General features: G+C 56.0%; 18 protein-coding genes, 1 tRNA gene and 1 pseudogene. 2 read left to right on the top strand and 18 right to left on the bottom strand.

Annotated elements, in window-relative coordinates; translation table 11 throughout:
- On the bottom strand, nucleotides 1-412 hold a 412-nt coding region (locus tag ENN66_04730; protein HDS15910.1), incomplete at its 3' end, for an integrase.
- 763 nt (nucleotides 413-1,175) lie between these two features.
- Between ENN66_04730 and ENN66_04725 the strand changes: the two genes are divergently transcribed.
- Nucleotides 1,176-3,389 carry a hypothetical protein gene (locus ENN66_04725; GenBank protein HDS15909.1) on the top strand — a complete coding sequence of 738 codons (2,214 nt, stop codon included), beginning with the start codon at nucleotides 1,176-1,178 and terminating at the stop codon, nucleotides 3,387-3,389.
- Between the two features lie 133 nt (nucleotides 3,390-3,522).
- Here the strand turns inward: ENN66_04725 and ENN66_04720 are convergent, their stop codons facing one another.
- The 4 genes from ENN66_04720 to ENN66_04705 form a co-directional block, all read right to left on the bottom strand.
- Nucleotides 3,523-4,620 (bottom strand): ketoacyl-ACP synthase III, encoded by a 1,098-nt coding sequence (locus tag ENN66_04720; GenBank protein HDS15908.1) that lies wholly within the window; start codon nucleotides 4,618-4,620, stop codon nucleotides 3,523-3,525.
- A gap of 298 nt (nucleotides 4,621-4,918) precedes the next feature.
- A complete protein-coding gene (locus ENN66_04715) occupies nucleotides 4,919-5,314 on the bottom strand; it encodes a tail fiber domain-containing protein (GenBank protein ID HDS15907.1) in 396 nt (131 codons plus the stop codon).
- Nucleotides 5,269-5,478 carry a hypothetical protein gene (locus ENN66_04710; GenBank protein ID HDS15906.1) on the bottom strand — a complete coding sequence of 70 codons (210 nt, stop codon included), beginning with the start codon at nucleotides 5,476-5,478 and terminating at the stop codon, nucleotides 5,269-5,271. Before ENN66_04710 ends, ENN66_04715 begins: the two co-directional genes overlap by 46 nt.
- A 281-nt stretch (nucleotides 5,479-5,759) precedes the next feature.
- Nucleotides 5,760-6,296: a hypothetical protein gene (locus ENN66_04705; protein HDS15905.1), complete on the bottom strand. Its 537-nt coding sequence runs from the start codon at nucleotides 6,294-6,296 to the stop codon at nucleotides 5,760-5,762.
- Nucleotides 6,297-6,882: 586 nt separating this feature from the next.
- Here ENN66_04705 and ENN66_04700 point away from each other — a divergent pair.
- Nucleotides 6,883-8,039: pseudogene (locus ENN66_04700) on the top strand (Fic family protein).
- Nucleotides 8,040-8,191: 152 nt separating this feature from the next.
- Here the strand turns inward: ENN66_04700 and ENN66_04695 are convergent.
- The 13 genes from ENN66_04695 to ENN66_04635 form a co-directional block, all read right to left on the bottom strand.
- Nucleotides 8,192-8,269 (bottom strand) — tRNA-Glu (locus ENN66_04695).
- Nucleotides 8,270-8,487: 218 nt separating this feature from the next.
- Nucleotides 8,488-9,405 carry a 50S ribosomal protein L11 methyltransferase gene (gene prmA, locus ENN66_04690; protein ID HDS15904.1) on the bottom strand — a complete coding sequence of 306 codons (918 nt, stop codon included), beginning with the start codon at nucleotides 9,403-9,405 and terminating at the stop codon, nucleotides 8,488-8,490.
- Nucleotides 9,402-10,850 (bottom strand): DegQ family serine endoprotease, encoded by a 1,449-nt coding sequence (locus ENN66_04685; protein ID HDS15903.1) that lies wholly within the window; start codon nucleotides 10,848-10,850, stop codon nucleotides 9,402-9,404. The genes prmA and ENN66_04685 overlap by 4 nt, the downstream gene beginning before the upstream one ends.
- Before the next feature lie 320 nt (nucleotides 10,851-11,170).
- A complete protein-coding gene (locus ENN66_04680) occupies nucleotides 11,171-12,637 on the bottom strand; it encodes a HAMP domain-containing protein (GenBank protein HDS15902.1) in 1,467 nt (488 codons plus the stop codon).
- A complete protein-coding gene (locus tag ENN66_04675; GenBank protein ID HDS15901.1) occupies nucleotides 12,634-13,314 on the bottom strand; it encodes a response regulator in 681 nt (226 codons plus the stop codon). Before ENN66_04675 ends, ENN66_04680 begins: the two co-directional genes overlap by 4 nt.
- 228 nt (nucleotides 13,315-13,542) lie before the next feature.
- Nucleotides 13,543-15,693, bottom strand: coding sequence for a flagellar hook-basal body complex protein (locus ENN66_04670; GenBank protein ID HDS15900.1), 2,151 nt, complete (start codon nucleotides 15,691-15,693; stop codon nucleotides 13,543-13,545).
- 84 nt (nucleotides 15,694-15,777) lie between these two features.
- On the bottom strand, nucleotides 15,778-16,491 hold the full coding sequence (locus ENN66_04665; protein HDS15899.1) for a hypothetical protein: 714 nt from the start codon (nucleotides 16,489-16,491) through the stop codon (nucleotides 15,778-15,780).
- A 24-nt stretch (nucleotides 16,492-16,515) separates the two neighbouring features.
- Complete coding sequence (locus ENN66_04660) at nucleotides 16,516-18,558, bottom strand: flagellar hook-length control protein FliK (protein ID HDS15898.1); 2,043 nt, start codon at nucleotides 18,556-18,558, stop codon at nucleotides 16,516-16,518.
- Nucleotides 18,559-18,687: 129 nt separating this feature from the next.
- Nucleotides 18,688-19,173 carry a hypothetical protein gene (locus ENN66_04655; protein HDS15897.1) on the bottom strand — a complete coding sequence of 162 codons (486 nt, stop codon included), beginning with the start codon at nucleotides 19,171-19,173 and terminating at the stop codon, nucleotides 18,688-18,690.
- Between the two features lie 410 nt (nucleotides 19,174-19,583).
- Nucleotides 19,584-21,986: a PBP1A family penicillin-binding protein gene (locus ENN66_04650; GenBank protein ID HDS15896.1), complete on the bottom strand. Its 2,403-nt coding sequence runs from the start codon at nucleotides 21,984-21,986 to the stop codon at nucleotides 19,584-19,586.
- Nucleotides 21,987-21,988: 2 nt separating this feature from the next.
- A complete protein-coding gene (gene rsmA / locus ENN66_04645; GenBank protein HDS15895.1) occupies nucleotides 21,989-22,867 on the bottom strand; it encodes a ribosomal RNA small subunit methyltransferase A in 879 nt (292 codons plus the stop codon).
- Nucleotides 22,864-23,862: a tRNA (adenosine(37)-N6)-threonylcarbamoyltransferase complex transferase subunit TsaD gene (tsaD, locus tag ENN66_04640; protein HDS15894.1), complete on the bottom strand. Its 999-nt coding sequence runs from the start codon at nucleotides 23,860-23,862 to the stop codon at nucleotides 22,864-22,866. The genes rsmA and tsaD overlap by 4 nt, the downstream gene beginning before the upstream one ends.
- Nucleotides 23,863-23,985: 123 nt before the next feature.
- Entirely contained in the window at nucleotides 23,986-25,500 is a 1,515-nt protein-coding gene (locus tag ENN66_04635) for a UDP-N-acetylmuramoyl-L-alanyl-D-glutamate--2,6-diaminopimelate ligase (protein ID HDS15893.1), read from the bottom strand.
- Nucleotides 25,501-25,527 lie beyond the last annotated feature (27 nt).

The following is a 25,527-nucleotide window of genomic DNA, read 5'->3' as shown; positions in this document are numbered from 1 at the left end:
GGATGGTGGTAAGCCTCACGGCAATGCCGAGCTTTTTGAGCTCGCCGAAGATACGCTTGTAGCCCCAGGAGAGGTTTTCGGTCGCCATGCGCAGGATCAGCGCCACGATATCCTCGGCGGTGCTGGGACGACCTGCCGGTTTCGGACTGCGGGTTTTGGCTTTCGGACTCAGCCATCGCCGGTAGGTCTGCGGCTTGACCACCAGCATGACGTCTGCAACGTCGTGGTTGATCTCGTTTCCCAGCCGCAGCAGCTTGGCTCGCTCCTCCGGCGTGGGGACAATGCGCTGGTCTTCGATCCGGTCGCGCAGCATTTTGATCTGGAACATCAGCAGCTGCATCCGGACGTCGTATTTCGGCAGAAACCGATGTGCCAGAAAGGTGAAAAGAACGAAGTAAAGATTGAATTTCATGCCCAACCCACGATACTGCACGGGATGCATATCCTGTTGATTTCAATACAGTTTGAGCGGTGCATATGTTTCCGCACCCCTGGGAAAGCCCCGGTTTCGACCTCCCGATGAACTCGGCCGAAAAGAGGCCGACAATCCATGCCACGGATCGGGTGAAAATACAACGAAACGATGTCGGTGGGAGGCAATAAGACGGGGAAGTTGGAGAGCGATTTCCGGTATCCGACCGGACTGCAAACCCGTTACCCTCGTCCGGTGCAGGGAAATCGGGGGAGAAAATCGCTTCCTGTGACATGAGCTGCCGCAAGATGTCGGCGAGCATTATTTTTCATTTCACATCAATTGGTTACAGGGAAAGTCGAGGGTGGAGACTGTTTTGCGCCAGGTCGACGCACCCTCCAAAGGTGGGGCGCGATTTTTAACATTATATTTTTATCAGCCAAATTTGACCTTACAACTTGATCTTTAAGCTGCTTTTTGATATTATCGCTCCGAGTTGATTTGACTTTTCAACCATCCATAAAACATCGTCAGAACCATGTCAAGGGATTTCCCACAGAGTTATACTTCAGGTTTAAAGTTCACAGACGAGCTGTCCGTGTCCATGCGCCGCAGGATTTTTTAAATCTACTCGGAAAGGCCGTATACTGAGGAAATAAAGCGTTTTATTGGTTTTCTGCGACTGCTGAAGCGGAGCATAACAACCAGCGCGTAGTTCCAATTCAATTTTCCACTTCAATCACAATGTTCACAGGAGAGTCATATGAAAATATTTTTCAACCGTCTGCAATTTGTTTTTCTGCTTGCCGTTCTGGCTTTCATCCTGGTTGATTGCCGACTCAAGGCCGAAGCCCATGTCTATTTTCCCCATGTCGCCAGCAATGCCGCCTGGGGAACCGAGGTCTGCCTGATCAATACGAGCGCCGGCGCCACGGTTTCCGGCACACTGCAAGCCTACCGCAACGACGGCGTTCCAGCCGGCAACCTGGACATTCAGCTGGGTCCCAATCAGCGCCGCCAGGTAAACGTCGGCGCGGAAATGGCCGATCCTCAAAACATCGGCTATCTGATTTTCACCACAGATGCAAGTTCCCTGGTCGGCTATACCAAATTCTTCCAGTACGGAATTTCCCAGGTGGCGGTGCCGGCCGTGAGCGAAACCGGCAACAGCAACATTTATATCGCCCATATCGCCTCCGACAGTAATTGGTGGACCGGTCTCAGCCTGGTCAACACCACCGATGCGACCAAGAATCTGACCATCACTTTCAACACCGGCGAAACCCGATCGCTAAGCCTGGGTCCCAAAGAACACCGGGTTTTCACTATCGCTGGCCTGTTCGGCGTGCTCAGCAAGCCGCTGATCAACTCCGGCGTTATCAGTAACGCCAACGGCGTGGTCGGGCTCGAGCTTTTCGGCAACAGCCGACAACTCTCCGGAGTCGTGCTTGAGGATAAGCTCGGCAAAACCATCAACGTCGCCCATGTCGTCGCCGACGCTTCCTGGTGGACCGGAATCGTCGCCTACAATCCGTCTTCCAGCAACACCGCCAACCTCACGATTCAACCCTACAACGCCAACGGCACGCCCCTGACTGGCAAGAGCGCAACCCTGGGCCCCGGACAAAAATACATCGGCACCCCGGCCACTCTCGGCCTGTCGGCCGACACCGCCTGGTTCAGTATCAGCAGCAGCGCCGACATCACCAGTCTGGAGCTTTTCGGCTCGAACGACAGTGAGCAGCTGGCAGGCTATTCCCTGGTCGATCTCAAAAGCAGAAACGGCGTTTTCGCCCGCCTGGAAAAACAGGGCTGGACGGGAATCGCCCTGGTTAACCCCAATGCGACCAGCGCCACGGTAACGCTGACCGCCTACGACAACTACGGCAACCAGATCTCCGCCAAAACCATAAACCTGGCCGCCCATAAAAAGGAACTGGGCACCCCGGAAAACATCTTCTCCCCTCAGAATCTGGCGACGGCCACCTATGTCCGATACGCTTCCGATCTTGAGCTGGTGGGCTTTCAGCTTAATGGCGATAATTTCGCCACCATGCTGGACGGCATGCCCAGCCTCAAGGCGCCGGCGACCTCAAGCGACGCGGCCCTGCCCGCCGGTCTGGCCACCGAAGTCGAAAACGTCCTGGACCTGGTCGCCTACAACGATGAGCTGGCGGATATTCTGGATGAAATCATGGACCTCTTCCTTCTCGTCATGGAAGGCGACGGTTCAAGCTGTCCGGAGGTCACCAGCAACCCCGCAACCATCAATCTGGAGCACCTGCCCGCAACCGCTACCGTAACCATCGACTTCGGTCAGGGTTGTCAACCACAGGGCAGCACCAGCACCTATTCCGGCCAGGCCACGCTCAGTCTCGCCAATCTGGCTCTGACGTCCAGCGGAATTTCAGCCGACTTCACCCTGACTGCCACCCAGCTCATCCGCGACGGCGTGCCGCTGCTCAACGGCAGCGTTTCCGGCAATCTGTCGGCCGACAATAATGGGGCAACAATCACCCTGAAGTTCACCGATCTGCAAAGCATTGAGGGCATAGTCCTGAACGGCCAGGTAACCATCAACGCCAGCAACCTGTCCCTGGACGATTTTTCCTTTGCCCAGATCAGCGTCGGCTTTAATAATTTCAGCACCGGAACCTACAGCGTCAGCAGCGGCACTCTAACCCTGACGCCCGGCAGTTCAAGTTATCAGGCGGTCGCCAATCTGCAAACCAATTCCGGCCCGGTCAATCTGAGTCTGAACATCACCGAATCAAGCGACGAGGTTATCGTGATCAACACCACCCAGACCGGATCGCTGGCCGGCTACAATGTCACCATCAACAATCTGACCTTAAACCCCGCGGTCTGCGCCGACTATCCCAGCAGCGGCACCATCAATCTGAGCCAGGCGGCGACAAGCTATAGCCTGCTATTCACCAACGCCTGTGACGGCAGCTATATTGTAAGTCAACCATAAAAAAAAGGCCCGGAGTGGGGAGCATCACGCATCCACATTCCGGGCCTGGTTTCTCACCCAGCCCTTCATTTCACAAGCAACGCTTTCCATCTCCAGCAAAAGCGCAAAAAGCAAAAACTTATGCCTTCAGCCGTTAAAGAGTCATGCGCACATGTCCCATACCCAGACCACTGGCGGCGCCGAACAGCAGGATTTCCTGCCCGCTGCCGAAACCCAGATTGCCGCATTCGATCTGGGCACTGAGGGTTATCGGAATCGCTGCCGCCGCCGTATTGCCGAGATAGTCGGCCGTAATCGCCACCTTCTCCATTTTTTCCCTGAAGATCTTGACAATCTCTGCAATCAGATGGGGTGATATCTGATGGGGAATAACCTTGTCCAGCCGCCCGGTAAAATTTGTTTCCCCATGCACCCTCCGCCGGAAACTCCGGTACTCGCGAAAGTACTTAATACTCAGAGGACGCACGACCCGGGCCAGATTGCTGAGGTCAAGATAAAACCAGCCATTGATGCTCGACGGAATTTTCCGGCGCCAGTGCGGGTCCTCGGGAACATGGCAGAGTTCCCAGTGGGCCCCTTGGGCAAAAAGATTGATTTCCGTGATTCCGGCGCACCCCCGACTCGGTTCGACCATTATCGCGGCCGCGCCGTCACCCAAGGTCAGACCACCGAGTTTACAGCGAAGATCCTCCTTGCCATGAAGCACCCGGCAGAACCAATGGCTGGGAAGCTCGGCGACACAGATGCAGATTTTTCGGGCGGCTCCGGAGATAATCAGGCTGTTGGCAAGGTTGAGGGACTGCAGAAAACCATTGCAGGCGTTTTTCACGTCGAAAGAATTGACCGTGCGAATGCCGAGTTTATGTTGCAGGATGTTAGCGGTGGCCGGTTCCAGGCAATCCTGGTCGGTACCGGCAAAAATCAGCGTGTCTATCTCATTCTTATGGGTGCCGGTCTCACGCAGGAGCTTCCTGACAGCCAGCAGACCCAGATCAGAGGGCGCTTGGCCGGGGGCGGAAAAACGCCGGCGGTGAATACCGGTGGTCCGGGCGATGATGCCCGGCAGCCTCTTCCTGAGTTCATCCGGGGCGGTCAGCAGCGCGGAAAGCGCCTGATTATCAATCTCGGTCTCCGGCAGAGCGACGGCGATGGCGGAGATTTCCGCCCGCGGAATGGGAAAGCTCTGCAGGCGGCTAAGCAGACTGAATCCGGCGGTGTTCTGGTCGCGCACAATTTACCTCTGAGTCAAGGTTTCAGTCACAATTTATCTTCCGAGCCGGCCCCCAAAATCCGGGACAAGCCCCACAAGATTCTCGCTTCACCCGGCCGCAGTCTTTCCGCAAAGCCTGCAAAAACCGCAAACAGCAGTTTCATCGACCATGTTGATCAATGTCGACGGGCGGCGTTTTCACGAAAGAACGAAAGCAGAGCGCCTTTCCGCGACAACCAAACACCGCCATGAAAGCTCAGAACGGCGCGGCCTCCACAAAGACCGCAGGACTCACCGTTTTCGCCCGGCCCAGACCTGTCTAAAGCCGTAACTTGTCAATGTTTTTCCGCTGCTCCTGCACCACCTTGGTCAGGGCGGCGACGATATCCATTGTGCTCAGGCCCTGGTGATCGTTCATGGCGACCAGCTCCGGCACCTTCTCGGCGATAAAACCGACCCTCTTTTCCTGCAAATCGGCCTTGTAACGGTAGTTGACCGGGTTGAGCGCGAGCAAGGTTTTCAGGGCGTCCTCGGATTGCAGCTCTTCAATGTCTAACTTCAGATCCCGACTTGAACCCACCACCAGGCCGCCGCTGGCCCTGATATCGCCGTCCACGTCCAGCTTGCATGTTGGAGCCCAAGTACCGATACCGACGTTGCCGGTGGCTTTCAGCAAAGGGTATTGCTGGGCGTCGAAGGCTGAATGCGAAAACAGAGCGCGGAACCATTAGTAACGTCGCGAATGAAAAAATTAGTTTCATTGCCACAAAGATCCCATTTCTGCGGGGCCCATCCATTTGACCCATTCTGATCCAACCGCACCGTCGGGCTGTCGCCATCGACGATATGCAGTTCGACGTAGAGAATTGAGGTTCCCAACCCCACCCGCCCGTAATCCTCGACATACAGGGCATGGGCCGGAGCCCCGGCCTCGATCGTAAAGGGACGACGGCCGGCGTCGACATCCCAGATGGTGAAATAGCCGGCGCCGCCGCTGGTCGCATCGTTGACCAGAATTCTCCAGTCGGTGGTCGAAAAAGTGCCGGTGCTGGTGTCCTCGAACAGGATTTGCAGATTGTTTTACTTGAGCTTCAGGGTAGAGCAACCAAAGTTTTCGCCATCGGCGCAGTCAAAACCGATACATTGACTGCCGGTCACGATCACATCGTCGTAATGCAAGATGTCATGTCGCCCCGCAATCTTGCATTGTCGTTTTCACCTTCGCCTTCGACGGGAATGACCATCTCTCCCTGGATAATGGCGAACGACCCGCATTGCACGTTGGGGCCTGAGTCATCCTCCGCAACCGCCGCTTCGTCATCCGCGCCGCTTCTGAGCGCGCCGAAGGCCGGCAACACATAAAACTCATAGTTGTAATTTCCATCCGGCAGGGGATCGCCGTTATCGTCGCGAGACGAAAAAACAACCTCTTCGCCGGGAGAAAAACGTCTTTTGAGACTCACCTCGCCCGGACCGGAAACCATCAGGGCCAAACCGTCCTCCGGCCTTTGCGACAACCATTCGATCGTATCAAGTGGTTCCGCGCTCACCGACAAGATCGCGACCAGCGCGGACCCTCGTCGAGGGCCGAGGCCGCGAAGCCGACGCCGAGCAACCCCGGTAAAGCACAGAAAACCAGAAACATTGCCAAAGAGCTCAACATCCGACCGTTTCTCATACCCATACCCGCCTTTCATAAAAATTCATTTCAGGATTCCGGCCAAGACCGAAAAAATTGAGCCGTCTCACCCTTGGACAAAAAATACGCGCCGGAAGTGGTGATTCAACCCCAATCTTCCCTTGCCGCCCGGCCGAGACCGCAAAAAATAACCACTTGGCGGCCGCCTTAAACTTATCATAGTGCAGGAGCCCTCCGAGTAGTTTGATATAATCTGCGTCCCCAAGGGCATTTGAACCCCTGGCGCCGTCGTGAAAGGGTGTCCCGTAGAGTACTCCGCCGGCATTTTCAGATACCTTACACAACCTAAAAGGACATCAGGGAACAATAAAAGCCGGCACGCCGGCCACCCGAGAAGCCACCCAAGCTAAAAAAGACTGATACTATCGCAGATTATCTGCAAAAGTCAAGCCCCTACCGGGCAGTTGAAGCACCTTGGTTGAGTTGAAACCTATGGCAAAATAACGGACATTTATCACCGACTGTCAAAGCTTGCATTCTACAAAGAGCAATGCTATACATAAACTACACAGATTATCAAACAGGACAATAAGCAGGACATCGACAACCGCAAAGAGAGCCCTGGCATGGAAAGCCCTGACATGATGGAACCAATGCTGATTGCGGCAGGCTCCAGACACCGCTCGGAGCTAACGGACCTGGCGGTTGAGCTTGCAGCAAGCGCGGCAGGCTTGCGCCGCAGTCTCCCCGAAGAAATTTCTACAGCCTTGGCCGGACTGGTTAGGGTCATGAACTGCTATTACAGCAACCTGATCGAAGATCACAACACTCACCCAGTCGATATAGAACGAGCTTTAAAAAACGATTGCAGCTCTGACCCGGAGAAACGCAACCTCCAACTCGAAGCCAAGGCTCATGTCGAAGTGCAGCGGTGGATAGATGCCGGCAGTCTGTCCGGTCGCGCCGCGACACGAGAAGGGGTGTGTGAGATTCATCGCCGGTTTTGCGAGCTGCTCCCGAAAGAACTGCGGTACGCCAAAGACCCGGATACCGGCAAGAGGTTCGGGATCACTCCGGGAGAGCTGCGCGACAGAGATGTCCGAGTTGGACATCATGTCGCTATAAGCCCAGGTGCGGTCCAGGGTTCCTGACACGCTTCGAGCAAGTCTACAGCCGTCTTGGCAAGACAGATGCGATCCTAGCTATTCCGGCAGCTCATCACCGTCTGCTATGGATTCATCCCTTCATGGACGGTAACGGCAGGGTTGCCCGCCTGATGTCACACGCCATGCTGCTCGATGCACTTGATACCGGCGGGATATGGTCTGTTGCGCGTGGTCTTGCCCGGACTCAAGAAGCGTACAAGCCTTACTTGGCTGAATGCGACACGCCCCGTCGTAACGACCTTGATGGCCGAGGCAGCTTGAGCGAAGAGGCACTGGCCGATTTTACCAAATATTTTCTTGAAACCTGCATCGACCAGGTGAAATTCATGGAAGGACTGATTCAGCCGGACAAGTTGCGAATCCGTATCCAGCTCTGGGCCGAAGCAGAGATCCGGACGGGATCTCTGCCCCTGCATTCGGACAGGGTTTTAGAGTCGGTTCTGTATCGGGGAAAACTTCCTCGCGGAGATGTTGCGACTCTTTTGAACAGCACCGATCGCCATGCCCGACGCATAACATCCGCACTGATTGGAACCGGAGCCCTTGACTCCAGAAGTTCTCGCGCACCGCTTTATGTGGCGTTCCCAACAAAGCTTGCTTCAAGATGGCTGCCGGGATTATTTCCGGAAGGTTAGCCAAGCAACTGTTTTTTCTTTCTACGAAACTATCGGTTCGACCGGCCCATGAAGATGCTACCCGAACTGGATCAAAAAGCAAAAAAAACCACCCAGAAACCACCCCGCTCGACAAAAAGCTAAAAATAGTTTCATAAGTGGCTTAATTTTGTTGGCGTCCCCAAGGGGATTTGAACCCCTGTCGCCGCCGTGAAAGGGCGGTGTCCTGGGCCAGGCTAGACGATGGGGACGCATGGGTTGTTTCTCGTTGCAGAACCTGATGAAACAAGCCGGCTCTTGCGTGAAACGGAGGCGTCTTTTAACTTAAAAAATCCGACTTGTCAACTGCTAAAAATCGAAAGATCAAAGATTTTTTGCAACCATTCAGCCAACCCGGTTATGTTGAAATCACGGTTCCTACGCCCGGGCCACCGTCTGACTAAGCTCATTTTCAATCCCGGCGTGGTCTTTACTGCCGGGCGCAGACAAAAGCGGCCCACTCGCCGGCGGTTTCAACCAACTCGACCTTAAAACCGCGCCGTTCGCAATATTCCTTCATTTCATCTATCTGTTCAAGCAATATCCCCGACAAAATCAAGCGCCCGGAAGCGGCCAGAAGACGATGAAGTTGCGGCAACAGACTTTTCAGCACCGGAGCAATGATATTGGCGACAATCAGGGTGAAAGAGCCCTCAACTTCGGTCAGAGGTCGACAGTCAAGTTCGACTAGATCTTCAATTTGATTATGAACGCAATTTTCCCGGGCATTGTCGAGGGCATCCGGATCAACATCCAGGGCCAGGACGCGAGCGGCGCCCTGGACGGCGGCCATGATCGCGAGAATGCCGCTCCCTGTGCCGACATCCAGAACCGTTGCCGACGGCCCGGTTTTTTCCAGTTCCCGCTCCAAGTTCAGCGCGGCCAGCCGGGTGGTCTCATGGGTTCCCGTCCCGAACCCCTGTCCCGGATAAATTTTCACCACCCGAGTGGCCTCGTTCTCGGACACCTCTTCCTGCCAGGCCGGCACGACCAGGGTTTTTGCGGTCAAGGCCACCGGCACAAAATTTTTCCGCCAGTTCTCGAACCAGTCCTGATTCTCAACGGCGACGATTCGGACTTCACCGGTGATCAGGTTTTCCTGTTGCAGGCACGGGACCAGTTCCCGTAGAGCTCCGTCTTCCACATCGGCGAAATAGGCGGTCAGAAAAGCCGGAAAGCCGACCGGTGGCAAGGGCTCCTCAACCTTCTCGACCAGGCCTTCGACCCCCTCCCAGAGCCCACAGCAATCATGCGCAAAAAGAATTTCTTCCAAGCGCTCCCGGGCCGAAGCCTCGGCCACAGGAGTACAGACCAGAGCCCACCAGTTTGATTTATCGCGAGTCGTCATTTATCCAACCTGACCACGGCAAAAAGGCGGAGCTGCTGACGCTGAACCAGAAAGCGCAGGTAGCTGCGTTGTTTTCCGGCCCGTAATGCCTTATTGAAGTCATTCACGGTTTCAATCTGTTCATTATCGACCATCAGAATTACATCCCCCAGTTGCAGGCCGGCCTGGGCAGCGCGACCGTCGGGATCCAGCCGACTGATGATAACCCCGTTTTCCACTCCGAGTCGCTGCCGAGCGGCCAGTTCCGGGGTCAGATTACGGACGGCCAGTCCCAGTTCACCAAGTCGATCATCACTCAAAGCCGAGCTTTCCTCAAGGCCCTCGTTCTCCAGATCGTCAAGCACGACCTTGGTCTTCACAATTTTACCCTGCCGCAGGAGTTTAAGTTCAACCTTGGTCCCCGGTTTCTTGGCCGCGACCAGACGCGGCAGATAGCGCATTTCCTCAATTTTCTCGCCATCAACCTCAAGAATAATATCACCAACCTGAAGCCCTGAGCGGGAAGCGGGACTGTCTTCGACGACCTCGGAAACCACCGCCCCGGATTTTTCCTCCAGACCGAAAGAAGCGGCCAGTTCTTCGGTTACTTCCTGAACATGAACCCCGAGACGCCCTCGCGACACCTTGCCGGTTTTCAGTTGAGGCAACAGAACTTTGGCCATATTGACCGGAATCGCGAAACCGATGCCCTGACCGCTGGCGACGATCGCCGTATTGATACCGACGACTTCACCCTCCAGATTAAACAGCGGCCCGCCACTGTTGCCGGGATTGATGGAGGCGTCGGTCTGAATAAAATCATCATAAGGCCCGGAACCGATCACCCGGCCGCGGGCACTGACGATGCCGGCCGTCACGGTGCGGGCCAGACCGAAAGGATTGCCGATGGCAATCACCCAGTCGCCGACCTTCAGGGAATCCGAGTCCCCCATCCTGACCACCGGCAGCTCGTGATCGACATCAATCTTCAGGATCGCGAGATCGGTTTTGGCGTCACGGCCAATGAGACGGGCCTCGTAGGCGTTCTTGTCGGAAAGCGTAACCTTGATCTGATCGGCGTCTTCGACAACATGGTTATTGGTAAGAATATAACCGTCGTCACTGATGATAAAACCGGAACCCAGGCTTTTGACGGGCCGAGGCTGAGAACGACGATGAAAATTATCGAACTGACCGAAAAAACGGCCGAAAAACTCCTCAAAAGGATCCGAGCCCTGACCGGGGAAATTAAACCCCCGCCCGCCGCTCGACAAGACCTTTTTCTCGGTATTGATATTGACCACCGCCGGGGTCAGTTTCTCGACCAGTGGAGCGAAACTCGGCGGCATCGAGGCCGCATTTGCCGAAAAAGCTCCCAGCACCAGCAAACCGGCAAGCACCGGCAACAAGAAATGAATAATTACGCTGCGATGGAAACTCGCGGCCAGGGGACGCTGAAAAAACATCGTGAAATACCTCCCGAAAAATTTTTTAACGTTACAGTTTATTAATGCGAATCCGAAAGAAACCGAACTTAACCATGATAAAAAAAAACCACCCCTTGACCAACCCGATGATCAAGGGGTGGTTGGCCGACCCCCCAAATTTACTGTGCCAGCAAATTTAACAAGGAGGAGGAGAGGGTCGGCCGCCAACAAGGAAGAAAAGGAGTCTTCATCAAGCATAGTAACAAACCAACATTATATGAGGATTAAAGAGAAATTATTTTTTCCTTAAAAAAGCATTTTTTACCAACGACAAAAACCGCCCCCCCCCGGGGGCGCGGCTAACGCTGAGCCGTTTCCACCAGAAAAGGCTTCTGTTCCCCGTTCACCGGCAAGCCGCCGGGCAGAAAAACCCGAAAAACACTGCCTTCGCCAACCACGCTGTCAACCTTGATCACACCGTGATGCGCATCGACTATCCACTTAACAATGCTCAAACCCAGGCCGCTGCCGCCAAACTGACGACTACGGGCCTTATCGGCCCGGTAAAAACGGTCAAAAATGCGGGGAACCGCTTCTTCCGGAATCCCGATGCCGGTATCCGCCACCATAATTTCCACTCCATCATCAAGGTTTTTCAAGCCCAGATTAACATGGCCGCCGGCCGGGGTATAACGAATCGCGTTACTGAGCAGATTAATCACCATCTGCCGCAATTTAAGCTGATCCCCATAAATCGAGTTCACCTCCGCCAGGGAACTTTCAAGCTCAAGTCGATGTTCCTCGGCCAGAAGCTTGAAATAAGGCAACAGATTCAATAACAGGGCGCGCAGATCAACCGGATCGGAGTGCAGTTCCTCCTGCCCCATGTCGCTTTTGGAAAGAAACAACAGATCGTTAACAATCTTGGACATGCGCTCGACCTCTTCGAGACTGCTGCCCAGGGTTTCCTGGTATTCTTCGGAGCTACGTTCGCCGCGCAGAGCAATTTCCAGCTCTCCCCGCATGATCGTCAACGGGGTTCGCAACTCGTGCGAGGCATCCGTGGTAAACTGGGTAATCTTTTGAAACGACAGCGATAATCGATCCAGCATACCGTTAATGGTGGTGGCCAGTTGTCCGATATCGTCCCGGGCCACCGGCACCGTGATCCTCTCCTGCAGATTATTGACGGTAATATGCCGAGCCGTCCGGGCAATCTCGCGAATCGGCTTCAAAGCCTTGCCGGCCAGGAAAAAACCCACCGCCGCCGCGACAAAGAGCAGGCTGGGGCCCAAAGCAAAGAACACAATCAGCAGATTGCGCATCGATTCGCGGACAAATTCAAGGGAGGTCCCCACCTGAACCACCCCCCGAACATTTTTACTGTTAAAGCTTTTAACCGGAAAATTAATAAAACGAATCGGCATGTCACGTCCCAGCGGATACTGGGTTTCGTAAATGATCTCCCCTCGGGCGATAACCTCGCGGACCAGATCCTTGTTGACCGGAATCTGGTCTTCGTCGAGGTTGTCGGTCCGCGAGCCGATTTCACCCGAGAAATCAAGCACCCGCACAAACTTACCCACCGGCCGGGTACCGAAAATACGATTCAGGCGCCGTTCAAAATCAGGCGGCAGGAAGTTGGGCACCAAACAGAGTTCCGTTTTGGAAATCAGCTCCGCCATGGTCTGCAGGCGGCGATCAACCGAATCCAGCAGTTTCTTTTCCAAAATCACGTAGATACTGAAACAAAAACAAGCCAGAACCACACTGAAAACCAGCACGTACCAGGCCGTCAATTTAAACCTGATACTGATCGGTCTCACTTTTTGTCACCCTCCTTGAGAATATAACCCACCCCCCTGACCGTATGAATCAGTTTCTGAGGGAAACCTCGATCAACCTTGTTGCGCAGATAGTTGACATAGACATCGATCACATTCGTGAAACTGTCGAAATTATAGTCCCAGACATGCTGAGTGATCATGGTCCGGGTCAGCACCCGATTCGGATTCCGCATCAGATATTCCATCAGAGCGTACTCCTTGGCTGTCAATTCGATCTCATTGCCTCCCCGAATGACCTTATGGGAAATAAGATCAAGAGTCAGATCGGCAAAATTAAGCACATTACCGGTGGTCCCGCTGCGCCGGCGCAGCACCGCCCGAATCCGGGCCAGCAGTTCTTCGAAGGAAAACGGTTTGGCAAGATAGTCGTCGCAACCGGCTTCAAAACCCTTGAGTTTGTCTACCACCATATCCTTGGCGGTCAGCATAATGACCGGGGTCTCGACCTTGCGGGTGCGCAGCTCCTCCAGAACCTGAACTCCATCCTTACCCGGCAACATCACATCCAACAGAATCAGGTCGTATTCATTTTCAAGCGCCATCCGCTCCCCATCGGGACCGTCGCCGGCGACATCAACCACAAACTGCTCTTCCTTCAAACCTTTCTGCAGAAAGTTCGCCACCTTCTGCTCGTCTTCAACCACCAGAACCTTCATAAGGCAAAACCTCCGATAAGATCATCCTCAACCGCGACCCACCCTCAAACTCGGCAGGGCCAAACTCAATCACGGAATCTAAAGTAACTAAAGGCCGAAAAAAAGTAAAGGGGGCAGATCTTAAATCCACCCCCTTTAGAAAATTATAATTTTATCCGTGTGTTAAAAGCCGAGCCCGGCGCGGCGCGCTATTTACCGGATCTGGTTTCAGGTCTTGGGTTTCAGGCTTTAACGCTTAAGGTTAACGACCTCGTTCAGCAACTCATCGCTGGTGGTGATCATCTTGGCATTGGCCTGAAAAGCCCGTTGCGCCGCGATCATCTTGACAAATTCAGTGGCAATATCAACATTTGACTGTTCCAGAGAATTAGAGGCGATCGTCCCCCGGCCGGCGGTTCCGGCCATGCCGATACTGACATTGCCCGACTCGATCGTCTCGGCCCAGATATTGCCGCCTTTCTTCTCCAGCCCCCAGGGACTGCTGAACATCGCCAGCGCCAGACGGGCGATGGGCTTGATCTCTCCATTCGAGAAAATCCCGGAAATCAGCCCGTCGGCGGCAATGCTCACCCCGGAAAGCGAGCCCGCCGGGAAACCGTCCTGGGTTTGCGAAAAGGTGGCCGAGGAATCCGCGTATTGCGTGGTTCCGTCGAGACCGCTGCCGCCCTCCGTGGTGCTGTCCCCGAAATTGATATCGATTGCCTGCATCAGGGTCGCGCCGCCGGCAAAGTTGAAATAAACGTCATTATGGCCGCTCTCACTTTTCAGCGAGCCGTTGGGGTTGAATTTCAGAATGCCGCCCGAACCCACCTCCATCAGACGCGGGCTGCCGTCGTCATTGGGAATCCCGTTATCAAGGTCGGCACTGCTCATGACCGCATGCCACTCCCACTGATTACTGCCCTGTTTCTTGAAATAATAGGTGACCGTATGCGGCGATCCCAGGGTATCGTAGACATTCATGGCGGTTGAGTAGGTCGTGGCGGTCGGATCAAAAACCGTGTTCGGAGCAAAGACGCTCTCCACGCTGCCGCTGCTGCCGGTTATCGAAAAGCTGGTGACGGTCTTCGTGTTGTTGGGATCGTATTCGCTGGCAAAACCCAGCAGCTGTTCGGCCGAGGTCCGCTCATCCTCCCATTTGAAACGGATATCGTCGCCGTCGCCCCCATCCGCAGAAAATATCGTGAATCGCCCGGTTTCATCATCGTATTCTACCGAAAAGGTCGGACCGGTGCCGGATAACCCCGTGACCCCATCGGCGGTTTCCGTGGCGGCGTTGAGCGCGTCCGCCAGAGCCGCGGCCATCGAACCGGTCGCCGGAACCCGGTTGGTGCCGCCACCGGCGAACAAGGTCGTGTAGGGATCGGCCTGAACCGGAATCAGGGCCTGATATTCCGTTGTCCCGACATTGAAAATGATCGTATTATTATTATTGTTGACGTAAAAAAGTTTATCGGTCAGGCGCGGCAGCGCATCCGAAATAAAGTTGGTGCCGGTCGCGATTTCAATATTGTCGACGATGCCGTCAACCGGATCAGTCCGATCCTTGATCTGAAGCCCCAGGACCTCCTTCATCGTGAAATCCGTCTCGGCGCCGGCATCGGTCATCACATTCAGTGTGATATTGCTGCCGGTATTGTTGGTAAAGGTGTATTTTCCAGTCACCTTGCTGTAGGTGACGGTAAAATCGGTGGGCGAGGCCACGTCGGCGGCAAACAACGGATCCTCCTGAATCTTATTCTGCAACTCGTTGGCCAGGGTTTCTCCGGTATAAGTCCCGTTGACCAGGCTGATGACCACATCATTGGTTCCGTCGTTAAGAACAAAACGATTGTTATAATCGTTGATCACGATTCGGGTTTCCGCGGTGGAATCGAGGTTTGCCCCCAGATCGACACTGGAGGTCGCCTTGCTGGACGAAGAGACATCGGAAATATTGATATCGCCGATATCGCCGACGGTCTGTCCATCCTCGGTAACCTTCCAGCCCTGCACCGTCAGATTGCTGCTGTTGACCAGCAGCCCCTCTTTATCGAAAATAAAATCCCCGGCCCGGGTATAATAATTGGTCCCCCCATCGGCGACGACAAAGAAGCCATCGCCGTCAATCGCCAGATCGGTGCCCCGGGTGGTGGTTTCAAAGGAGCTCTGGGTAAAAAGTGTGCTGATGCCGCCGGTGGTGGCGCCGCGCCCGATCTGGCCGGAGGAACCACCGCCCAGACTGCTGCTGACGATATCCTTGAACTGAATCCGGCCGGCCTTGAAACCGATGGTATTACTGTTCGCGATATTGTTACCGATCAGAGAAATCGCGTCGCTGTTGACATTCAGGCCGCTGATGCCCGCGTAAAGAGATGTAAGTGCCATGATCGCCTCCATGGTTTAATAAGCTATATGAAATTATCCGAAAGTTGCTTTTGATGCGTCTGTTTTTCAATCTCAATGGTCACCCCAAACCGGAGTTCAGCCCCCCGGAATCTGCTTGACCGCGACGACCTGGTCGATCCCGATACGGGTGCCGCTCTGCAAAACCAGCAGGGTATTACCGTTTTTCGGGTCGGTTTCAATGCCCGTGACCTCGCCGCTGCCGTTAACCGTCACGCCCACCAGTTGCCCAAGCTCGTCGCGGGCGTACACCTCATAGGTGTAGTCGCCGACAGGCAGGGCGTTGCCCTCGCTATCCCTGCCGTTCCAGTTATATTCCCGGGAGCCCAGATCATAATATCCCAGCTCCAGGGTCGCCACCCGGCCACCCTCCTGGTTGTAGATATCAATCGTCACTTCCTGAGCGTTATCGGCCAGCTCGAAATTCAGGGCGATCGGCTGCCCGTCCCCGGCAATCTTTGCCGACCCGGAGCCACTGCCGTCAAACTCAACTTTCCTGCCGATCATATTGAGGGCGTTCAGGCGGTTGAGCGTGGCCGAATATTCCTGCAGCAGGATCAGATTTTCATTGGTGGCCGTCTGCTGTTCAAGCGAGCTGAACTGGGCCAGCTGCGCCGTGAAATCAGTGCCGTCCATGGGTTCCAGAGGGTCCTGATTTTTAAGCTGTTCAACCAGAAGCAGCAGGAAAGTTTCCTTGCCGATATCATCCTTTTTCCCGGTCGTGGGAATCGCGAAGGGATCGCTGTAAGTCGCGCCTTCAACCGCGCTGACATTGCTGTTAAACATTGACATGTGACTTCTCCCTGAATTTATCCTTTAGGCCATGATATATAAGGAACCGGATGCCTCCGTCAGGCCGAAAAGCGGGTTCCCCCGCGCCATTCGACCGGATGAAACCTCAGAATCGTTAGTATCGTTTACCGGCACGTTTGAGCCCCGAACCCCGGCGCCGGTTTGCGAAAACGCTTCCTGATCCCGCCGGTGCCGGAAATCGGCGTGGCCTCGATTCTGGTCCTGCAGGAAAAGCTCCGGGCTACCCCCGGATTTAACCGTAGCCACCTTGACCTCGATATCCTTGACCTCAATACCGCGCAGTCCCAAACCATCCCGCAAACCTTCGACCTTTCTCAGCAGTGCCTCCTTGACTTCAGCCTGTTCCACGGTAAAGGTCGCGGTCATCTGCTGTTCTTTCAGGACCAACCTGACCTCCACCTTGCCCAGGTTTTCCGGCCAGAGCCGAATCGTGACCGTCTGCCGTCCCTGAATGCCTCGCGTTAAACCATTTTTAATCTGGTCAAGCAGATTCTCATCGCTGACCGGTAAAGAAGGCACACGGGAAGGAGCGGCCGCGGTTTTTGCTGAATTGTCTTTGACCGCGACAGCGCCGGCACCGATTTCGTGATTGCCGACCGCTCCCCCTCCGGTCTTCACTTTTTCACGGCCGGCAGCATAAACCTCGGCTGAAAATGGAAAAAGTTCATTTCTTTTCTTTTCCGCCGCGGCCGTCAGGGATAAAGCTTCGTCCTCGGCCGCAGCGCTTTCGGAAACCGTTGCGGCGCTTTCATCCAGCCTCAGATTTACCGACTGGTTTTGACGAGCCTGTTCCTGCAGCCACAAAATGCCGTTTCCCCGGTTTTCACCTTGAACAACGACTCCGTCCCGGGACGCCGACGCCGTCTTTTCGCCACCGCTCAACTCCGCCGAATAATCCCGTCTGATCTGAAAAATCGCCCGTTCCGGCATTTCCGGCAGCGAACGTGAGTTATCGAAATGCATCTTTTGGGAAACCACCCGCTCCCCGCGCCAAGCCCGCTCCTTCCGGCCGTGCCGGCCGGCGCCATGGCCTTCCGCCGACAAACCCAAATTTTCGGCGGTTTTCGCGAGCTCGCCGTCATTGCCGGCTTCGACGGATTCTTCACCAGCAAAAAGCGCCGCCCCGGCCGGACTCTCGGATTCGACGACCCCCGGGGAAAACGCCGCGTCGAACTCAGGCGAGACCCCTTGGCCACCGTCCGGCAGGGCCACGTCTTCCGACCTCAAACGCGCCCACGAGGAAAAATTTTCCGGGCCCGCAGCATTTTCCGCAACCGGGTTTTCCGACCCGCCATAACCGACCGCGTCAGGTTCCCTCGAACCCCCGCCCGCGAAAAGCGACGCTTCGGAAAACTGCGGTTCCCGGGCCGGAGTATCCGTCAATAAAGTCTTTTCGCCACTGCCGGCCCCATCCGGTCCTTCCTTTGCACCGGCCAGGCAATTGCCGGTTTGTCCGTCCCGGGCCGCCGCCTTGGCCGAAAGCGCCGCTCCGCCTGGCGCGCCATCCTCCGCGCCCGAAGGCGCGGCCGGGTTCTGCTCGCCCAGCCCCGGGACTTTACGCGAAGCAACCTTTGCCACAGTAATTTCCGCAATTTGCCGGGTCGAGGCCCCCTGACCGACCGTAGTCTCGGTAACCACCGAAATCGAGGTTCCGGCGGGAAGGATCACATTTTCATTTTTTTCCGTCTCGACCAACAACCAGGCATCTACCACAACGGTGTTTTCCTTGTCACCCGATGAATCGTTCCCGGCCCCAGCCTCAGCACCAACACCAGCTTCAGACACTTCAGATACTTCAGACACTGGTTGCGTCGCCTTCACCGGCAGAACCGAGACCTCATCGCTGTTTTCGAGCCTGCCGTCACCAGTTGTGCCCGAAGGTTCTTCCGCGGCGACCGCGGCGACCGTTTTGGAGACCGACTCCGGCCCCTCAGGCTTTTTGGCTGCCGGGTGGCTTGATTTAGAGGCTTCGGCCAAGGTCTCGGCAAAGCCGCTTGCACGACTGCCTTGATAGACGGATTTTGCAACGCCACCGTTACCTTTCAACGGACGGTTCTCTCCCGCTGCCAGCGATGTCAACAAAACTGATGCCAGGGTTTTCACAACAGCACCTCAGCCCCTCAAGGTTGGAAAACGATTCCGGTTCCGGCGGAAATAACTTTCACAAAACAACCGTCATTGAGCCGGTTTAAGCTCGGTTATGGCCCGTGAAATCGCCGCCGCCCGACTCGGCTCAACCGCGCTCAAAAGCTTGGCCGATTTTTTCGCCGGCATCCGCAACACCACCTCAACCGCGTATTTTATTTCCATTTCGGCCAGCAAAGGAGCCGCGGCCTCGGGTTTCATTGCGCTATAAACCTCAACCAGGCGGCCCAGATCCTCATCTTTCAACAGCTTGTACTCGGCCAGCAAGGTCTCAACCGACAGTCTGGTTTTTTCCAGGTCCGAGCGCTGTTCCTCAAGCTCCCGGTGCAACAGGGCAAGACGTTTTTCCGCCTCGACCAGGGCCGCTGCCCGACTTTCCAGGTCTTTTTCCTTGTTTTTCAATACTTCAGCCAGATTAATCAGGTTTTCGTGGTTATAGTCCTCTTCCGCTCGGACCGGTGCGACCGCAAGCAGCAACATCATCAAAACCCAAAAAGTGACTCGCGCAAACATCATTGATTTACCACCCCAAGCGCCTGTCAAAAATTCACGCCGCTTAATGCGCCGTCCGCCAGGTGATCACCCCCCCGGCAAAAAACCTTTAGCCGGTGCCGGCAACGTAGGCCTTTGCAACTATGATACCAACTAAAAAGATTGTCCCGGACGGCCGACAAACGCAGGCTGAATGCGGACTTTAGCCGCAAAACCGGGGTTCAGGATAAGCTTGTGCGCTTATCTCAAAGAGGAAATATTTGCCGGATAGGCGGCAGGAAAAGGCTTGTAACCACGAAGAAGGGTAAAACCAGAGTCCGGAGGGTGCAAAAAACGGCCCCCGGCACAAAAACCGCGCTCCGTCCGGACAGGAGAAAGCATGGACGAATTTGTTTGCCGTGTTTTTTTGCTTACGACGCCGTCAGCAAGAGAGCTTATTCGTCAAGAAATAAACGCTCTTCCAGCGTTTCGGCGGAAACCGGTTGGGAATATGCAAGCGGCACGGTGCCTTCCTTGAAACATTCAAAAAAGGTTTTTTCGCTTTCGGGCACCGCCAATAGGCCCGTGTTTTCGTCGATATTGGCAAAAACAATCCCGGGCGGAACCGTAAAATTCATTTCCGGCATCTTGTCCAGGGCGACCTTCATGAAATCGATCCAGATCGGACATGCGGCCCGAGCCCCGGTTTCATGCCGCCCCAAAGGCTGAAGCTCATCGAAACCAACCCAGACCCCCACGACCAGCTGCGGTGCATAACCCATGAACCAGGCGTCGTGATAATCATTGGTCGTGCCGGTCTTGCCGGCCAACGGCCGTTTCAGAGCCCGGGCGACGGCGCGGCCGGTTCCTCGTTTGACGACATCGGCAAGCATGCTGCTCATCAGATAAGCGGTCGGTTCGGGAATCACGGCTTCCGTCTCCAAAGGCAGCAGGGAAGTCAGTTCCAGCCCGGCGATCCCCACGCCTTCGTGTTCTTCAAGAATTTCACCATGCCGGTCTTCGACGCGCTTGACGAATACCGGCTTGACCCGACGCCCGTGATTGGCGAAAACGCCATAGGCTGTGGTCATTTCCATCAGGGAAACCCCGGAAGAACCCAGGGCCAGGGTCAGGTCCGCATTGAGCTGAGAGGTGAAACCAAGTTTTTTCGCATAATTGATCACCTTTTGTACCCCGATTTGCCGCAACATCTTGATGGTCACCAGATTGCGCGAATGAATCAGGGCCTGCCGCACGGTCGTCGGCCCATAGAATTTCTGTTCATAGTTACGCGGTTTCCAGGCCGAGCTCCAGTCATCCCCGACATCCTTGTAGACGATCGGACTGTCAAGAAAAATGGTGGCCGGAGTCAGGCCGTTATCCAGACCGGCGGCGTAAATAATCGGCTTAAAAGCTGAACCGGGAGAGCGCCGCGACTGAATCGCCCGGTTGAACTCGCTGGTCTGAAAATCCCGCCCCCCGATCATGGCCCGCACCAGACCGCTTTGCGGCTCCAGCGCCAGCAAGGCAGCCTGGGCCTCGGCTTCCTCTTCCAGCGCAACCGTAATCGCGGGCGAGACTTCGCCTTCAAGAGTCTTAATGCGCACCTGAACCACATCGCCGGCGCTCAGGGCCTGGGAAGGTTTTTTTATGCGAGCCAGCGCATGCCTGGCGCCATCCGCATCCGGACGCCGAGCCCAGACCATCTCGGCCAGGGAAAGGGACGCCGCCAGGCCACCCAGATCCAGACTCACGTTTTCCTGCTCGTCAGCGACCGCCAACACCAGGGCCCGACAATAATCACCTTCCCGCAGACCTTCGGGAAACCGCGCTTCCCTTTCGGCCTGTAAGCGCGTCAGGAACTCGGGCCAGGTTCTCGCTTCGAGATGTTCTAGCGGCCCTCTGAAACCCCGCCTTTTGGCTAGGTTCCGCAAACCTCGATCAATCGCCGCGCAGGCCGCCTGCTGCCAGTCGACATTGACTCCGGTATAAACCTGCAAGCCCTCTTTGTAGAGCTGGTCGTAGCCATATTTTTTCTCCAGATAGCGCCGCACATGTTCGGTATAGTAAGGGGTATCAACCGAGGGATCGGCCGGCGCCGCCAGCCTGACTTCGGTCAGCAGCGCCTGTTTAAGCTGCTCGCGGGTAATAAATTCCCGTTCCAGCATCTGCGCCAGAACATAGCGCTGCCGCGCGGCCGAACGCTCGGGATGGGTGATCGGCGAAAGATTGCTGGGCGCCTTGGGCATGCCGGCGATAATGGTCATCTCGGCCAGATTGAGGTCACGGGTTTTTTTCCCGAAATAGCGTTGCGCGGCCATTTCGACCCCATACATGCCGTGCCCCAGATAGATCTGGTTGAGATAGATGAACAGGATTTCATCCTTGCTCAGATATTTTTCAATCCGGTAGGCCAGAATGGCTTCCTTGATCTTTCTCTTGAATTTACGTTCCGGAGTAAGCAGCAGGGACTTAGTGACCTGCTGGGTGATCGTGCTGCCGCCCTGAACAATCCGCCGGGCGGCGATATTCTTGAGCATGGCCCGGGCGACCCCCCAGAAATCCACCCCCTGATGCTCATAAAAGCGGCTGTCCTCGCTGGCGATAAAGGCTTTCTTGAGGAGTTCCGGAATTTCCTCGATCGGCACGATCTTCCTTTTTTCCAAGCCAAAACGACCAATCAGGCGGCCGTCAGCGGCAAAAACCTCAGTCATCGTATAAGGATGATAATCCTTCAGCGAGGTAATCTTCGGCAAGTCACGGGCATAGTAGGAAAAGACCCCCGCCACGCCCGCCACGCCGAACAAAATGCCCAGAAGCAACAACAGCATCAGAATTTTACAAAAGCGCATGATCATTTTTAAACTTTTTGCCCAGGGCGCAGCAGGTCGGCCAGGTGCACGAGTTCGGCCGGGCTTAGGGTTGCCGGACGCAGCTCCGGAGAAATACCGGCGCCCAGGAGTTTGGCCGCCAGCTGTTCCCGATCAAGAGAGGGCAGCAGACCTTTCAGAGGTTTGATAATTTGTTTGCGACGTTGACTGAACAGGGTATTGACTAGTTGCTCGAAAAATAGCGGGTCCGCCACCGGGTAACGGGGCTGGTCCAGAAATTCAAAGCGCAGAACCCGGGACCAGACCTTGGGCCGGGGCGAAAAAGCCGCCGGTGAAACCTTAAAACCGGAATGGATATCACAGTAAAGCCCGGCGCCGATAGTCAGGCGACCATAATCCCGACTGCCGGTTTCGGCCAGCAGGCGCGCGGCGACCTCTTCCTGCATCATCAGAATCGCCCGAGAAAAGAACTGCCGGTATTTGATCAGCCGAAACAGAATCGGAGTGGTAATCTGATAGGGAATGTTGGCCACCACCGCGACCGGATCGTTCGCCTGCGACGCCAGCAACGCTTTAAGATCGGTTTTCAGAAAATCACCCCTGATCAAGGAGAAATTTTCCGCCGTAAAAGAGCAAAAACGGTTCTCCAGAGGAGCCCAGAGATCGGCATCGGTCTCCACCGCCAGCACCCGGGCGCCGCTTTGCAGCAGGGCAGCGCTCAGAACCCCTTCCCCGGGCCCGATTTCAAGCACCCTTTCGCCCGCACCCAGGGCGGCAAGAGCGATAATCCGGGCAATCACGCTCTGATCACGCAAGAAGTGCTGTCCTAGACGTTTCTTGGCCCGACGGGCGGAAACCTTGAATGGGGCCGAAGCCTCGGGAACAGAAGAGGGACGATGATGCTTCACAAAGGCAGACGTGAGCTGGGATTTAAGGTCAGATCATCGACATACCCGGCCGCCAGACGCCGGCGTCCGACCAGGCCGATCATGGCGGCATTGTCGGTACAGAATTTAGGAGGCGCGAGAAAAAAATCAAGTCCTTCGGCCCGGGCCGCCGCCGCCATTTGGGAGCGCAGAAAGCCATTGCAGGAAACCCCGCCCGCAAAGGCCACCTGCCCGACCCGGCAACGACGAGCCGCACTCAGGGTCTTTTGCACCAGGACCTCACTGACCGCCGCCTGAAAGGAGGCCGCCAGATCACTGACAAACTCCGGGCCGGGCCCGGCTTCCTTCAATAAAGCGGTGCGCACCGCGGTTTTCAGGCCGCTGAAACTGAAATCCAGAGACTCCCGGCCCAGCCAGGCCCGCGGCAATTTGACGGCCCCGGCAGCGCCTGTTCGCGCCCGTTCCTCGACCACCGGCCCACCGGGAAAACCGAGTTCAAGCAACCTCGCAACCTTATCGAAAGCCTCACCGGCGGCATCGTCGATCGAGCTCCCGAGCAGCTCATAATCATGCCAGCCCCGCGCCAGGTAAAGGCTCGTGTGCCCGCCGGAAACCACCAGGCCGACAAAAGGAAAACCGAGACCGGGATTGGTCAGCAACGGGGAAAGCAAATGCCCCTCGACGTGATTGACTCCGACCAGGGGAATTTTCAAGGCGTAGGCCAGAGCCTTGGCATAGGCCACTCCGACCAGCAGGGAACCGACCAGACCGGGCCCCCGCGTGACACAAACCGCCCCGATTTCCGTCAGGTTCAGCCGAGCTTCCGCCAGGGTCTGCTCGACCACCCAGCGCATATTCTCGCCATGCCGCCGCGAAGCCAGCTCGGGAACCACGCCCCCGTAAGCGGCATGGAGCTTCACCTGACTGGAAACAATGCTTGCACGCACTTCATCGCCGTCACCAAGAACGGCGGCGCAGGTATCATCACAGGAAGTTTCGATGGCGAGAAGATTCATGGGGGCGTTCTCTAACCTATTTGCAGCCTGGGGACAAGAGAAAAAACAGCCCCGCGGCCATAAACTTCTCGCGCTGTTGCAAGCCGGAATCATGTTCACGCCCGCGCCGCCACAGAAAAAACGTCAGCATGACGCCGCCGCCAGCTCCTCGCGCAGGCGCAAAAGTTCAACCCGGTCATCGAAAAAAAAGCGCTCGTTTCCGATTTCCTGGTAATTTTCATGCCCCTTGCCGGCGACCAGCAAAAGGTCCCCCGGCTGCAACCCGCAAACCGCCTCGGTCAACGCCTGGCGCCGGTCGACAATCACGCGGCAGGGCACGCGGGCGGGAATGCCGGCCACGATTTCAGCGATAATTTTCGCGGGGTCCTCACTGCGAGGATTGTCACTGGTCACCAGAATCCGGTCGGCGAAGGCCGCCGCCGCCCGCCCCATCCGCGGGCGCTTGCCGCGGTCGCGATCGCCGCCGCAACCAAACAGCACCAGCAGACGATTATGGGGAATCCTTTTCAAGCTCCGCAAAACCTTGAACAAGGCGTCATCGGTATGCGCGTAATCGACCAGCGCCAGGGCCTGGTTGGGAAAACGCACCGGCTGAAGCCGGCCCGGCACTCCCGACGTCGCGGCGAATGCCGCGACAATCTCCGACCAGTCCACTCCCAGACCACGGGCCAGCAACGCCGCTGACGCCATGTTGGCGGCGTTATAATCTCCGAGCAGAGTGGTTCGCCAGCGCCGGACTTCAGACCCGCCGCCCAGCTGACAGACCTGGCCGAACAGACCTTCCCTGAGCCCTTGCAGACGATACGCGGCCGGATAGCGACGGCCCCAGACCAGGCAGCGTTTATCGGCCAATTCGCGAAAAAGCCGCCGGCCATACGCATCATCGCCATTGATCACCACCGGAGCCCGATCCCGCAAAAGTTGACGAAAAAGAATCTTTTTCGCCTGATAATAGTTTTCCATATTGCCGTGATAGTCAAGATGATCACCGCTCAGATTGGTGAAAATCGCTCCGGCGAAACGGGTTCGCCCCAGACGTTTCTGCAGCAGCGCGTGGCTTGAAACCTCGAGCACGGCCCGGCGACAGCCGTTTTCCACCATTTGGGCCAACCGCGCCTGCAGGACAAAAGGATCGGGCGTGGTCCGGGTCGCGCTTTCCCAGGTGCCGCCGCAGTCGTAACCGACCGTGCCCAGCATGCCGACCTTGCCGTCGACCCGGGAAAAAATCTCACGCAGCAGAAAAGCGGTTGTGGTCTTACCGTTGGTTCCGGTGATGCCGATCAGCTGCAGAGCGGTCGCCGGAAAACCATGGCTGACTTCAGCCGCGATACCCGCCGCCGCGTAAGCGTCCGTCACCTGAATCGCGACGACCCCGGACGGCAACCGCAACGACCTTTCGCTGATCACCGCCACCGCCCCGGCCAGGAGCGCCGCTTCGAGATAGCGATGACCATCATCCGCCTGCCCCCGAACCGCGACAAACAGCCAACCGGGCCGGATTTGCCGCGAATCGTTGGTGGCCCCCAGAATCTGAGTCCGCGGGTCACCCCGGCAGGCCACGAGCCCGGCGCCCAGAGAGCGCAGATAATCCTTCAGCCGTAAGCCTTCAATCAAACAGGTCGTCCTTCTTAAACTCAGATAAAATTATCGGATATTCCGCCGGAT

It is taken from the genome of Pseudomonadota bacterium (genome assembly GCA_011049115.1).
Taxonomy (GTDB): domain Bacteria; phylum Desulfobacterota; class Anaeroferrophillalia; order Anaeroferrophillales; family Tharpellaceae; genus DSCM01.
This window is presented reverse-complemented; position numbering and strand designations above follow the sequence as displayed.

Excerpts from the sequence above, each read along its gene's own strand:
- ENN66_04650 (HDS15896.1), bottom strand. The coding sequence starts at position 21,986 with ATGATCATGCGCTTTTGTAAAATTCTGATGCTGTTGTTGCTTCTGGGC.
- prmA (HDS15904.1), bottom strand. The coding sequence starts at position 9,405 with ATGACGACTCGCGATAAATCAAACTGGTGGGCTCTGGTCTGTACTCCT.
- ENN66_04725 (HDS15909.1), top strand. The coding sequence starts at position 1,176 with ATGAAAATATTTTTCAACCGTCTGCAATTTGTTTTTCTGCTTGCCGTT.
- ENN66_04675 (HDS15901.1), bottom strand. The coding sequence starts at position 13,314 with ATGAAGGTTCTGGTGGTTGAAGACGAGCAGAAGGTGGCGAACTTTCTG.
- ENN66_04705 (HDS15905.1), bottom strand. The coding sequence starts at position 6,296 with ATGAAAGGCGGGTATGGGTATGAGAAACGGTCGGATGTTGAGCTCTTT.
- tsaD (HDS15894.1), bottom strand. The coding sequence starts at position 23,862 with ATGAATCTTCTCGCCATCGAAACTTCCTGTGATGATACCTGCGCCGCC.
- ENN66_04665 (HDS15899.1), bottom strand. The coding sequence starts at position 16,491 with ATGTCAATGTTTAACAGCAATGTCAGCGCGGTTGAAGGCGCGACTTAC.
- ENN66_04655 (HDS15897.1), bottom strand. The coding sequence starts at position 19,173 with ATGATGTTTGCGCGAGTCACTTTTTGGGTTTTGATGATGTTGCTGCTT.
- ENN66_04670 (HDS15900.1), bottom strand. The coding sequence starts at position 15,693 with ATGGAGGCGATCATGGCACTTACATCTCTTTACGCGGGCATCAGCGGC.
- ENN66_04685 (HDS15903.1), bottom strand. The coding sequence starts at position 10,850 with ATGTTTTTTCAGCGTCCCCTGGCCGCGAGTTTCCATCGCAGCGTAATT.